The 13,047-nt window shown below is 63.6% G+C and carries 11 protein-coding genes; 1 reads left to right on the forward strand and 10 read right to left on the reverse strand.

Going from position 1 to position 13,047, the window contains the following annotated elements; translation table 11 throughout:
* The first annotated feature begins 3 nt into the window (after positions 1–3).
* Positions 4–2,814, forward strand: a complete 2,811-nt coding sequence (gcvP, locus tag FJ979_RS00185) for an aminomethyl-transferring glycine dehydrogenase (protein WP_140579707.1) — start codon at positions 4–6, stop codon at positions 2,812–2,814.
* Positions 2,815–2,823: 9 nt separating this feature from the next.
* Here the strand turns inward: gcvP and FJ979_RS00190 are convergent, their stop codons facing one another.
* The 10 genes from FJ979_RS00190 to cpaB form a co-directional block, all read right to left on the reverse strand.
* A complete protein-coding gene (locus FJ979_RS00190; RefSeq protein WP_140579709.1) occupies positions 2,824–3,999 on the reverse strand; it encodes a diguanylate cyclase in 1,176 nt (391 codons plus the stop codon).
* Between the two features lie 174 nt (positions 4,000–4,173).
* A complete protein-coding gene (locus tag FJ979_RS00195) occupies positions 4,174–4,644 on the reverse strand; it encodes a tetratricopeptide repeat protein (RefSeq protein ID WP_140579711.1) in 471 nt (156 codons plus the stop codon).
* Positions 4,645–4,805: 161 nt separating this feature from the next.
* On the reverse strand, positions 4,806–5,624 hold the full coding sequence (locus FJ979_RS00200) for a hypothetical protein (RefSeq protein ID WP_246679265.1): 819 nt from the start codon (positions 5,622–5,624) through the stop codon (positions 4,806–4,808).
* Between the two features lie 72 nt (positions 5,625–5,696).
* Positions 5,697–6,659, reverse strand: coding sequence for a type II secretion system F family protein (locus FJ979_RS00205; RefSeq protein WP_140564047.1), 963 nt, complete (start codon positions 6,657–6,659; stop codon positions 5,697–5,699).
* Position 6,660: 1 nt separating this feature from the next.
* Complete coding sequence (locus tag FJ979_RS00210) at positions 6,661–7,626, reverse strand: type II secretion system F family protein (RefSeq protein WP_140495848.1); 966 nt, start codon at positions 7,624–7,626, stop codon at positions 6,661–6,663.
* 4 nt (positions 7,627–7,630) lie between these two features.
* A complete protein-coding gene (locus FJ979_RS00215; protein ID WP_140517029.1) occupies positions 7,631–9,052 on the reverse strand; it encodes a CpaF family protein in 1,422 nt (473 codons plus the stop codon).
* Positions 9,049–10,263 carry a response regulator gene (locus FJ979_RS00220; protein WP_140561477.1) on the reverse strand — a complete coding sequence of 405 codons (1,215 nt, stop codon included), beginning with the start codon at positions 10,261–10,263 and terminating at the stop codon, positions 9,049–9,051. Before FJ979_RS00220 ends, FJ979_RS00215 begins: the two co-directional genes overlap by 4 nt.
* 24 nt (positions 10,264–10,287) lie before the next feature.
* The gene (locus FJ979_RS00225) at positions 10,288–10,557 is read right to left on the reverse strand and encodes a hypothetical protein (RefSeq protein ID WP_140495845.1); all 270 of its coding nucleotides are present in this window, start codon (positions 10,555–10,557) and stop codon (positions 10,288–10,290) included.
* Positions 10,558–10,561: 4 nt separating this feature from the next.
* On the reverse strand, positions 10,562–11,947 hold the full coding sequence (locus FJ979_RS00230; protein ID WP_181168530.1) for a type II and III secretion system protein family protein: 1,386 nt from the start codon (positions 11,945–11,947) through the stop codon (positions 10,562–10,564).
* A gap of 116 nt (positions 11,948–12,063) precedes the next feature.
* Entirely contained in the window at positions 12,064–12,990 is a 927-nt protein-coding gene (cpaB, locus tag FJ979_RS00235; protein ID WP_246679266.1) for a Flp pilus assembly protein CpaB, read from the reverse strand.
* Positions 12,991–13,047: the final 57 nt, after the last annotated feature.

Genomic DNA, 13,047 nt, shown 5'->3' on the forward strand with positions numbered 1-13,047 from the left:
GACATGACCGCAGCACCCTACCCCTTCTCGGCCCGCCATATCGGACCCGGCATTGCCGATGTGAGAGCCATGCTGGCCGTCATCGGCGTGCCCTCGGTCGAGACGCTGATCAGCCAGGCTGTGCCGAGATCGATCCGCCTCGACCAGCCGCTGTCCCTGCCCGCGCCGGCCAGCGAAGCCGAAGCGCTGGCCGAATTGTCGGCGACCATGGCCCGGAACACGGTGCTGAAGAGCTTCATCGGCGCCGGATATCACGGCGTGCACGTGCCGCCGGTCATCCAGCGCAACCTGTTCGAGAACCCGGCCTGGTACACGGCCTATACGCCCTACCAGGCGGAGATCAGCCAGGGCCGCCTGGAAATGCTGTTCAATTTCCAGACCTTGGTTGCGGAATTGACCGGCCTGCCTGTGGCATCGGCTTCGTTGCTCGACGAAGCGACAGCGGTCGCCGAAGCGATCGGCATCGCATTGCGCCATCACCGCGACAAGCGCACCAAGGTGGCTCTCGCCGGCACGCCGCACCCGCAGACGCTGGATGTGGCGCGCACCCGCGCCGAGCCGCTCGGCATCGAGATTGACGGCGAGACGATCGACGACAACACAGCCGCCCTGCTCGTCTCCTGGCCGGACACTTTCGGCGTCTATGGTGATCACAAGGCGGCCATCGACAAGGCGCGCGCGGCCGGCGCTCTGGTCGTCTTCATCGCCGACCCGCTCGGCCTGACACTGACCGACACGCCGGCAAGGCTCGGCGCCGACATTGCCGTCGGTCCGATGCAGCGCTTTGGCGTGCCGATGGGCTTTGGAGGCCCGCACGCCGCCTACTGCGCGGTTGCCGACAAATTGACCCGATTGATGCCCGGCCGCCTGGTCGGCCAGTCGACCGACAGCAAGGGCCGTCCAGGCTACAGGCTTGCCCTACAGACGCGCGAGCAGCACATCCGCCGCGACAAGGCAACGTCCAACATCTGCACCGCCCAGGCGCTGCTTGCCAACATGGCGACAGCCTACGCCATCTGGCACGGCCCCGCCGGCCTTCAGGCAATCGCCGGGCGCATCCACGCGCTGGCCAGCCGCCTGGCAGCCGGGCTCAAGGCGGCAGGCTTGCCGGTGATCGGCACGAGCCGCTTCGACACGGTGACGGTGGAGACGAAGGGAAAGGCCGCGCAGATTGCCGCCGCCGCCGAAAAGGGCGGCCGGCTTCTGCGCGTCGTCGATGCCGACCGTGTCGGCATCGCCTTCGACGAGACCTCTGACGAAACCGACCTGGAAGCCATTGCCGCCTTGTTTGGGGCCAAGCCAAGCGCGGAGGCCGCCGCCACCACGCCCGGCAAGCCGCGCGGCAAGGAGTTTCTCACCCAGCCCGTCTTCCACGAGAACAAGTCGGAAACCGAGATGATGCGCTTCCTACGCCGGCTGGCCGACAAGGACCTGGCCCTCGACCGCGCGATGATCCCGCTGGGGTCCTGCACCATGAAGCTCAATGCCGCGGCCGAGATGATGCCTGTGAGTTGGCCTGAAATCGCCAACATGCATCCCTTCGCGCCGGCCGCGCACTCGGCAGGCTACCGCGCCATGATCGACGATCTGGAAGGCTGGCTTTCGGAGATTACCGGCTTCGATGCGGTAAGCCTCCAGCCCAACGCCGGCAGCCAGGGCGAATATGCCGGATTGCTGGCCATCCGCGCCTATCACCGCTCGCGCGGCGAGGGCCATCGCACGGTCTGTCTGATCCCGTCCTCCGCGCACGGCACCAATCCGGCGAGCGCGGCGATGGCCGGCATGAGCGTGGTCGTCGTTCGCTGCCTGGAGGACGGCAATATCGACATGGACGACATGAGGGCCAAGGCCAACGAGCATTCCAGGAATCTCGCGGCGCTGATGTTCACCTATCCCTCGACGCATGGCGTCTATGAAGAGGGCGCGCGACATCTCTGCGCCCTCATCCATGAGCATGGCGGCCAGGTCTATTTCGACGGCGCCAACCTCAACGCCCTGGTCGGCCTCGCCCGCCCGGGCGACATCGGCGCCGACGTCTGCCACATGAATCTGCACAAGACCTTCTGCATCCCCCATGGCGGCGGCGGCCCGGGTGTCGGCCCGATCGGCGTCAGGGCGCATCTGAACCCCTATCTGCCGGGCCATGTCACCGAAGGCTCCGCGCATGCCGTGGCCGCAGCCCCTTTCGGCAGCGCCTCCATCCTGCCCATCACCTGGATGTACATCCGCATGATGGGCGCTTCCGGCCTCAAACAGGCGACCGAGACGGCGATCGTCTCGGCCAACTACATCGCGACACGGCTCGCCCCACACTTCCCGCTCCTTTACAAGGGCAGGAGCGACCGCGTTGCCCATGAGTGCATCCTCGACACCCGCGTGCTCAAGGAGAGCGCCGGCATCGGTGTCGAGGACATCGCCAAACGGTTGATCGACTACGGTTTCCATGCGCCGACCATGTCGTTCCCGGTCGCCGGCACGCTGATGGTGGAGCCGACCGAATCCGAGCCCAAGCGCGAGCTCGACCGCTTCTGCGAGGCGATGATCGCCATCGCGGGCGAAGCGGCCAAGGTTGCGAGGGGCGAGTGGCCCCTGGCTGACAATCCGCTGGTCAATGCGCCGCACACCGCCGCGGAGGCGCTGGCCGGCCAGTGGAGCCATCCCTATTCGCGCCTGGAAGCGGCCTACCCCGCCGGAGACCCCGACATGGCGGCGAAATACTGGCCGCCGGTATCGCGCATCGACAATGTCGCCGGCGACCGCAACCTGGTCTGTTCATGCCCGCCGCTGTCGGACTATTTGGGCGCGGCCGAATAGTCTCGCAAACTATGCTGAGCGCAAGGCCGGCTTGATCGGCTCGGCCTTGCCCATCCTTTTGTGGCTGACGACGCAATTGCGGCCCGCGCGCTTGGCGGCATAGAGCGCTGCGTCCGCCTCGGCCAGCACCTCGCCGAGGCTGTTGCCGTTGGCGCCGCCAAAGCCGATGCCTCCGCTGACAGTGCTGCGCAAGGGACCGTGGGAGGTCGCAACGATCTCGGTGCCGAAGGCGACGCCGATCTTGCTTGCGAGCTCGTAAGCCCTCTCTTCGGTCACCCGGGAGATGACGATCGCGAATTCCTCGCCGCCGAGACGAAAGGCGTCGACGCCCGTTCTGGCATATTTTCTGATGACTGCGGCGAAGCGGCACAGAACCTGATCCCCCACCGGGTGACCATAGATGTCGTTCGTCTTCTTGAAATGATCGAGGTCGAACATGACGACAGCCATGAACGGACCGAAGGCCCGTTCGCCATGGAGCGACATCAATCCCCGGCGGTTCATCAGCCCGGTCAACGGATCGGTCATCGTCTCGGCCTTCAGCTCGATCTGCGCCTGCAGGTGATGCAGGGAAAGCGTCAATGCGCCGAGACCGGTCATGCAGGCCACGGCCACGACCGAATTCAGGCGTTCGGCCCAGTTATCGGGGGCTGCCCCGAGCGTCCATTGCCCCTTGGCCACCAGGACGACCGCGCAAAGTGCAAACGACACCGCACAGGTGCCGCCTAGGAACGAAACCACCAGCAGGATTTTGCGATCATGACTGCCGTTGAGCCAGAACATGGTTCCGATCGCCGAGAGCAGCACAGTCACCGTTACATAGGTAACGATGAAGCCTACCCCGTCGAGACCGAGGGAAGTCACCGCCGCGCAGATCGTCATGGCGGCCAATGTCGGCAAAATGGCACGCCGGTAATCCGGCACGCCGAGATACTGCATGGCCGAGAGGCAGATGACCAGGAAACCGAGGCTGAGCAATGCAAGCGCGACCTGGCAAAGCAGCGGATCAGGCTCCTTCGTGTATCGCCAGAACAGGATGACATGCACAACGAGCACGAGAATGCCGCACCCCACCGTCAGCACGAAGCTGGCCCGGGGCGCGGCGAACCAGATCGCGAACATGGTGATGCTGAGGCAGATGCCCGACAGCGCCGCTGCGAGCAGGAGCGAACTGAAATCCAGCATATTGACGGGGGTTCCCTGAGCGTCGGCCTTACCGCTGCATTCTAGGTCAGCGACAGCCATCAGACATGATTTTCAACTGATCTTTCGGCTGAGACCTTCGGATAGGGTTTACAAAGCGTCGACGCCGAGTGTCCCAAAATCGTCCTCGCGACGATCATGGCCACCAGACAGCCGTCAGCCCTTGTTCAGGAGGGCAAGATTGGCATCGACGACCGTGGGGTCGGCCATGCCGGCCTTGGCTTCGAGCAGCAGCGCCCTTGCCTTTTTCCTGTTGCCGCGCAGCAATTGCGAATAGCCCATATTGTTGACGATCTGCGGCTTGCGCCCGGCGACCTTGAGCAACTGATCGTAGGCACGATCGGCGAAGTCGAAGCGGCCGAGTTCGTCATAGGAAGCGGCGAGGCCCATCCAGGCTTCCGGATTGTCGGCCTTCAACTCGACGGCCGTGCGGAAATGCTGTTCGGCAAGACCGTAATTCGCGTCGCGAAATTGCGCCTTGCCTTCCGCCAGATCGGATGTGCTGACGTCCTTCGCGGCCGGTTGAATGGCGGTGGTTTTGGTGGTGTCGACGCCACTCGTCGTACAACCAGACATCATCAAGACGGCCGCCATCGCGGCCATTGCCGTGAAATTACTGTGACGCATGCCCCTGCCCCATCGCCCGGTTTTTGCCGGGTCGTTCTTCAGGAAACACACTATACCGAAGCAATTAAACTTAGGTGCCGAAACGCCGCCAAAATTAGGCCTTGGGTACACCAGCTATTAACCACCAGGCCGCAACGCCTCGATCACGGCCAGCGGCGTTCTCACGGTTCCAGGGCCTTGAGCCCCGCCGGAACCGTATACCGGCTGCCGTCATAGTGCAGCCGGTAGGTTTGGCTCACGGACTTGCCGGGGTGGGACTGGCACTCGCCATTGTTGTCGGGCAACGGATTGTCGGTGTCCATCCGTTCGACCACCACCATGTCGTGATAGCCATGATGTTTGGCCGGGCTCATCGCCAGGCTCACCTGACTGGTATGGAAGGATCCGGCGCAATTGGTATCGCCCTCGCCGCCATTGCCGGCCACGACCAGGCCATCGAGAACCATCCGCAGGGCATCGTTGTCGATGGCATAGAGCCGCAGGTCGGTTTCACTGAAAGGGTTAGGCAGCGAATTGTTCGCCATTTCGATGCGCAGGCCGAAGGCGGAGACATCGGGCGCCAGCGCATACCGGCCGGTATCGAGTTCGACCTTGCGGATGGCGATGGCATCATCATTCATCAGCCCGGGCTGCAGCAGGCGCTGGCGCACCTGCCGGCTCTTCCTGTCGATGACCAGAAGCTCGATATCGCCGGCATGCGCGTAGTCGCTGGGTTGCGAGCTGTCCATCAGCGGCACCCCGACCAACAGCAGGGCCTCATGGGCGGGCCATATCTTGCAGACCAGCCCCGGCGGGTCGCCAAATGCAGACGTCAGGGCGATGCTGGTGTGGGGTTCGAGCGTGAACGAGGCACCGTCAGCGCTTTTGCGGGCGTTGGGATAGGCCTGCTGCACCAGGGCAGCGGCATCGCCGCAATCATCGGCCGCAGCCCAGGCGGGCGACAGACTGGCCGCGGCAAGGCCGAGGACGAGCAACAGCATTCGCATGGACTTCTCACTCATTTGCGGACTTCGCAGGTCGCTCAGGCCGGCCTCACTGAATATCAGCAAATCCTAGTGGCCGGTCATTTTGACGATGATCGGAATGACCGCGATCATCAGCACCACCGGCAGGATGCAAACCACGACCGGCACCGACATCTTGGCCGGCAAGGCATGCGCCTTTTCCTCGGCCAGCGACATGCGCTTGTGGCGCATCTCGTCGGAAAAGACGCGCAGCGCCCCCGACAGGCTGGTGCCAAGCTCCTTGGACTGTTGCAGCAGCGTGGCGAAGGAGCGCACCTCGTCCAGGCTCAGGCGATCGGCGAGCGCCTTCAGTGCATCGTCGAGGCTGCGCCCGGCCCGCAGCTCCAGCGACACGAGCTGCAGATTCTGGCTGAGCGACGGGTAGGTCTTTGCGAGTTCCTTCGAGACGCGCTCGACGCCCGCTTCCATGCTCATGCCGGCATCCGAACAGACGATCATCAGGTCCATGAAATCGGGGAAGCCGTTGCGGTATTCGCGCATCTTTTCCCGTATCTTCTGGGTCAGCACCAGCCCTGGCAGGAAATAGCCGGCCACGCCCGACAGCACGACGAAGGCCCAGCGGCTGGTCATCGTGGCGTCGGGGCTGGCCATCCAGCGGTTGAGCACGAAGACGGCGAGCGCGATGCCCACCATCGCCGTGAAACGGATGAGAAAGAACATGCCGACGGCGCGCGGCTCCATGTAGCCCGCCTGGATGAGTTTCAAACGCAGGCGGGCGACGTTTTCGGGATCGCTCTTGGCGTAGAATTCCTGCGCCTTCTTCACCGCCTTCTCGCGAACGACGCCGGTATTCTTCTTCTGGACCGGTTCCGGCCTGGCGGCCACCGGACCGTCGTCGACCTTGAGCCTCCGCCTGACTTCGTTGCGATCGCCCTTTGCCACCACCATCGGCCAGGCAAAAGCGGCAGCGCCCACGGCCAGCAGCAGGACAGCCACCGGCATCAGCGAGGTCGGCGCGAGCGAGGCGAGGAATTCGACGACCTTCTGCATGTCAGAATTTGAAGTTCGACATTTTGAACATGATCAGATTGCCCAGCATCAGCCAGGTGACCGAGCCACCAACCATGTACCACGTCTTCGGCACGCCCCAGACGTCGCTGTAATATCCAGGCATGAATGCCATGATGGTCGTGAACAGCAGCGCCGGCACGGCCGTCAGGATATAGGCCGACAGACGGCCTTCGGTTGAAATGGCGCGCACCTTGCGGCGCAGCTTGCCGCGTTCGCGGATCGTCGTCGACAGTCCGTCGAGGATTTCGCGCAGATTGCCGCCAGAACTCGTCTGGATCGACACGGCGGTGACGAACAGCGGCAGATCCTCATGGCCGACCCTGTCGAACAGCGAATTCAGCGCCGAAACCAGATCCGAACCAAAGGTCACCTCATCGGCAATCACGCCGAACTCGGTGCCGATCGGGTCGGGCATTTCGCGCGACACCATGGCGATGGCCACCGGTACCGGATGGCCGGCCTTGAGGCCGCGCGTAATCAGTTCCAGCGCTTCCGGCAACTGCATGCCGAACCGCTTCAGCCTGCGCTTGCGCATTGAGCGCATCGCCATCACCGGCAGCACCGGCACCACCACGACAAACAGAATGGCGCCCATCAGCAGCGGCAAGCCATACCAGATGGCGGCAAGGGCCGCAGCCAGCGCCATCCCCGAAGTGATCATCAGGAACTTCGACAGCGGCATGATCATGCCCGACTGGGCGCGCAGGGCGCGAAAACGGTCAGGCGAGAACAGCGACGTGCCCGCATCGAGACCGCGCTCCTTGCGCAATTGGATCAGCACCTGTTCCTGGCTGATCCTGTTTTCCTGCAGCTTCATGCGCCGGTTGATGGCGGTGCGCCTGTCGCTGCGGCCGGCATAGAGCAGGTAAACGGCCTCGGCGATCATGATGCCGGTCAATGCAGCCCCGGCATAGACGACATAGATCGCGCTGAATCCGTCCAACACCTGGTTACTCCTGCGGCCGGCCGGGTTCGAAATAGCGCCCGGGAAACTCGATGCCCATGGCGCGCAGGTCCTCCAGGAAGCGCGGCCGGATCCCGGTCGCTTCGAAATGGCCGAGGATCGTGCCGTCGGCGTCCATGCCGGTGCGCACGAAGCGGAAGATCTCCTGCATCTGGATGACGTCGCCTTCCATGCCCGTCACCTCGGCGACGCTCGTCACCTTGCGCTTGCCGTCGGAGAGCCGGGTCAACTGGACGATGATGTCGATGGCGCTGGCGATCTGGCTGCGGATCGATTGCACCGTCATCGGCATGCCGGTCATGCCCAGCATCTGCTCGAGCCGCGAAATGGCATCGCGCGGCGTGTTGGCGTGAATGGTCGCCATCGACCCTTCGTGGCCGGTGTTCATGGCCTGCAGCATGTCGAAGGCCTCCTCGCCGCGGCACTCGCCGAGGATGACGCGATCGGGCCGCATGCGCAGCGCGTTCTTGACGAGATCGCGCTGCTTGAGCTCGCCATGGCCTTCGATGTTGGCGGGGCGCGTCTCCATGCGCGCGACATGCGGCTGCTGCAACTGAAGCTCCGCCGCGTCCTCTATGGTGATCAGCCGCTCGTCCTCGGGAATGAAGGCCGACAGCGCGTTGAGCATGGTCGTCTTGCCGGTGCCGGTGCCGCCCGAAATGATCGTCGTCTTGCGGGCATGTACTGCCGCAGCAAGCACTTCGGCCATGTTCTGGGTGATGGCGCCGAATTCGACCAGCCGGTGCAGGCCGAGCTTGTTCTTGGAAAATTTGCGGATCGACACCAGCGGCCCGTCGACCGCCACCGGACGGATGGCGGCGTTGAAACGCGAGCCATCCAGCATGCGGGCGTCGACCATCGGCTGCGATTCGTCGACGCGGCGGCCGACCGCGGCAACGATTTTGTTTATGATTCTAAGCAGATGCGCCTCATCCTTGAACGGAATGTGGACCTGCTGCAGCTTGCCCTTCTTTTCGACGAAGCAGTTCTGATGGCCGTTGATCAGGATATCGTTGATATCGGGGTCCTTGAGCAGCGGCTCGAGCGGGCCGAGCCCGACCATCTCGTCGACGATGTCGTCGACCAGGGCATCGAGTTCGACGGTGTTGATCGCCATCCGCTCTTCGCGCGTCTTTTCCGACACGAAATCATGCACCTGCCGGCGCATCTCGTCCCTGGGCAGCCGCTCCAGCGCGACAAGATTGATCTCCTCGAGCAGCAACCGGTGGATGCGCACGCGCGCATCCAGCACCTTGTTGGCACTCTTGCCCGGCACGGCTTCGGCTTTCGCCGGCAAGACCTTCCGGCTCGTCGGGATGACGACCGCGTGGTGCGCAACCGCCGTCGGCTCGGCGGAGCGCTGCGGACGCGCATCGCGGTTCTGCAAGGTGGAAAAGCGGCTGCTCATCCGGCCTTCCTCTTCAAAAGGCTCTTGCCGAAGCCGAACAGCGATTTCGATTTGCCCGGCGCCGCCGCCACTTCCTCCGGAAGGATGATCCTCTTGAGGTCGTTGACGACGTTGGCATTGGCATCGATCTCGTGCAGCGGCACGCCGCGATCGACAGCCTCGCGCACCAGCCGGTAATTGTTGGCGATGCCGCCGACGAAATGCTCGCCGAGGATTTCCTGGACGTCCGCCTGCTTGATGCCGCTGTCAAACATCTTCTGCTCGAAACGGTTGACGATGACGTTCGGCTTCACTTCCTTGCCGGCGGTCTCGTAGACCGCCTGGATCAGGCGTTGCGTGTGGCGCAGGCACGGTACCGTCATTTCGGCGACGATGTAGAGCTTGTTGGAGCCGAGCAGCACCGTCTCCGTCCACGGAAACCAGGTGCGCGGCATGTCGATGACGACATTGTCGAAATAGGCCGAGACGAGGTCCAGCATCCGCACCACGACGTCGGTCTTGAACGAGCGCATCTCCGCCGGCTGCGTCGGTGCGGCCAGAACACAAAGTCCGCTGGCATGCTTCGACAGCATCACGTCGAGCAATTGCCTGTCGAGACGCTCCGGCTGGTTCTCGATTTCGGTGATGTCGAAACGTGGCTCCAGGTCGAGATATTCGGCGCAGGCGCCCTGCTGGAAATTGAGGTCCACCACGCAGGTCGAGGCGCCGCGCGTCACTGAATGATGCAGTTGGAACGCGGTCTGCAAAGCCAGCGTCGTGGTGCCGACGCCGCCTGCCGCGGGCATGAAGGTATAGATCTGCGACTCGGTGTTTTCCTCGCGCCCCGGCCCTTGCAGCGCACGCACCACCGAACGTACGAGATCGGCCGTGGTGATCGGCTTGACCAGGAAATCCGCGACCTTGAGCTGCACGAGGATGCGCGCGGCGGCGGCGTTGAATTCCTGGGTGACGACCACGACCGGCGCCTTGCCTTCCAGCCGACGCATGACGCGTTGCAGCGCATCGATCTCCTCAAGCTTCGCTGCGTCCATATCGACGATGATCGCGCCGAGATCGGCCTCCTGGACCTCGCCGCGAAGTTCGGTGATGTTCTTTTCCACCGTCGAGAGCTGGATGATCTCCGAGGCGGCAAACGCCGTCCGCGTGTCCTGCGCGAAGGTTCTGTCCGTCGATATGAGCAGGATTTTCCTGGTCTTGATGCCGTTTGCCATTACTTGTCAGCCTGTGATCTCGGATCAATTGTCGGCGCTGGCTTGCGATGCCTTGGCGCTGGCCGCCTGCTCGGCGGTGGCGGGTTCCGTGCTGCCGCGCTGGGCAGGCACGAGAAGCCTGGTGTTCTGGACGCCGTATTTCCAGGGATCGACCATCTGCATGACGGTGTTGGCGGCCTGGGCCTCCCCGGCGCCGCTCGTCACGCCTTCGCTGCGCACATAGTCGTCACTCGTGCATCCGGCGGTGAAGCCGGCAAGCAGCAAGGCGACGCTCGAGCTCAAGACCAGACGCATGGCTTCAGTCCTTCGGCAGGTCGAGGAAATGCCCGACTTTGGTGGCGGGAGCGGCACGCGCGGCGCTGCCGTCAGCCAGCGCCAGCGCGCGATTGGTATCCGACGCCCTCACCTCCTCGGTGTTGTTGAGAAAATAGTCGACATTGCTGGCAGGCTGCGTGCCATCGGTCGGCTCGGCCATTTTCTTCGATGGATCCACCGGCTTGACCAGGTAAGGCGTGACGATGATCACCAGGTCCGTCTCGCGCCGCTGGTAGGATTTCGACGAGAACAGGGCCCCGAGCACAGGCATCTTGCCGAGGCCCGGTATGCGCGAGGTGGTGATGTCGTTCTGCGACTGCAGCAGCCCCGCGATCATGAAGCTCTGGCCGTTCTTCAGGTCGACCGACGTCCTGGCGCGGCGCACGATGAAGCCGGGCACCGAGATGCTGCCGATATTGTAGGAAGCCGACGCGTCGATCGAGGAGACTTCCGGCGCGATGTCGAGGCTGACCAGCCCGTCCTTCAGAACGGTGGGCGTGAAATCCAGGCTGACGCCGTACTTCTTGTAGCTGACGGAAATCTTGCCGTTGTCTTCGGAAACCGGGATCGGAAACTCGCCGCCGGCCAGGAAGCTCGCCGTCTCGCCGGACCGGGCGATCAGGTTCGGCTCGGCCAGCCGACGAGCCAGGCCGCGCTCTTCCAGTGCTTTGATGGCGATGTCGATGGAAACGCCGTTCGACAGAAGCCTGCCGATGATCTCGCCGGTCCCCGCCGGCTCAATGGTGCCGGGAGCAATCGTAACGTCGCGTCCGCCCATACCATAAGCGAAATTGGCGCTGTATTTGGCGCCGAGGTCCTGTCCGGCCTGACGATTGATCTCGACGAAGCGGACATTGAGCTGGACCTGCTGCGAGGACGAGATGTTGACCGAATTGATCACCTCCTCATTGCCGGAGAAGCGGGTGGCGATCTTGTTGGCCTTTTCGGCGGCGACCGCGTCATCCGCCTCGCCCGACAGCACGACACGGCCATTGGCGGAGCCGACCTTGATCTTGGCGTCGGGCACGCTGGCGCGGATCGTGTCGGCCAACTGGTCGGTATCGAGCGTCACTTCGATGTCTACGGTGCCGACGAGCTGCTTGTTCTCGTCGAACAGGGCAATGCCGGTGGTGCCGAGATTATTGCCCAGCACATAGAAGGATTTGTCGGTCAGCGGGTTGACGTTGGCGATCTCCGGATCGCCGATGACGATCTGGTAGAAGGCCGCGCTCGTCATGATCGTCTTTGGCTTGCCCTTGGCGACCTTGATCGAGGCGTTCTTGGTCGCCGAGACATAGACGATGTCGTTGTCCGCCCTGGCCGGGCCGGCGAAGATGCCGGCCGCCGCCATCGTCACCGCCATCGCCATCGCCTGCGCGACGTGCAACCGGCCTGTCATTCGATATTGAAGTTGCCTGAACATTGTTCCCGTCCCGTCCGGTCCCCACCGGTCCTGCTCTGGTTCCACTCAGGAACCTGATATTCCTATTTCTGGTCCCGCGCAGGAACCTGATATTCCTCGGCCGTCGTTCCACGCGTCACGATGACCGTCTTGAATTTCGGCTTCTCAGGCTCCTTTGCCATGGCGTCGAACAGCGAGCCGGCCGCGGCCTGCGCCTTGCCCGCCACCGATCCGCCAAAGGAGGAGATGGTGGTGACACCGTCCTTGCCGTCGCCGCCCTCGCTGGCGGAGCGAAGCGACAGCGACAGCGTGCCGACAGTGCGGGCCAGCGCCACTTTCTGCGCGCCTTCGGTGGTCACCTCGATGGTTATGGAATTGGCCACCTGCGGGGTTGTTTGGCGCTCGTCGGCGCCCTGCCCGACGCTCAGCACCTTCGCGTCGGCAACGACGATCTCGGAGGTGATGGTCGAGCCGGCGGCGCCTTGCGCATTCTTGGCCACTTCCTGGATTTCACCGGCATCGCGCGTCAGCACGACATCCACCCGGTCGCCCGGCGTGACGAAGCCGCCGACGCCCGCGATCTCGTCGGTGCGGATGGTGACGGCCCGCATGCCGGGCGTCAGCATGTTGGAGAGCGTGGCGCGGCCATTCGGGCCGGATAGCTTGGTAAGCAGCACCGGTTCATTGACCTCGATCGGCGACAGCACCACGCGGCTGCCGTCCCCAAGCAGTCCATCGATGGTGGCGAAGGCGCCCTGCGGCAGCGAATCCTGCGGCCAGGGGATTTCGTTGAGTTTCGTGCGGTCGAGATCCATGCCGTACCGCAACGGTGCATTCGCCACCACGATTGTCTTGAATTCAACCCTGGGTGCGGCCGGAGCGGTGATCGACGCGGTTTTCTCCTCGGCGTCGGCCCTGGCCTGGCGCTTGACCCAGAAATCGGCGGCAAAGATCGAAATCGCGCCGAAAACGGCGGCGATGCCGATCATCGTTATGGCCTTGCCCCTCACGCCCAAACCCCTGATGCCCGTAGTTTCTTGTTATGTTGGCTCACGCTAGGCGGCATT

Source organism: Mesorhizobium sp. B1-1-6, assembly GCF_006443035.1.
Taxonomy (GTDB): domain Bacteria; phylum Pseudomonadota; class Alphaproteobacteria; order Rhizobiales; family Rhizobiaceae; genus Mesorhizobium.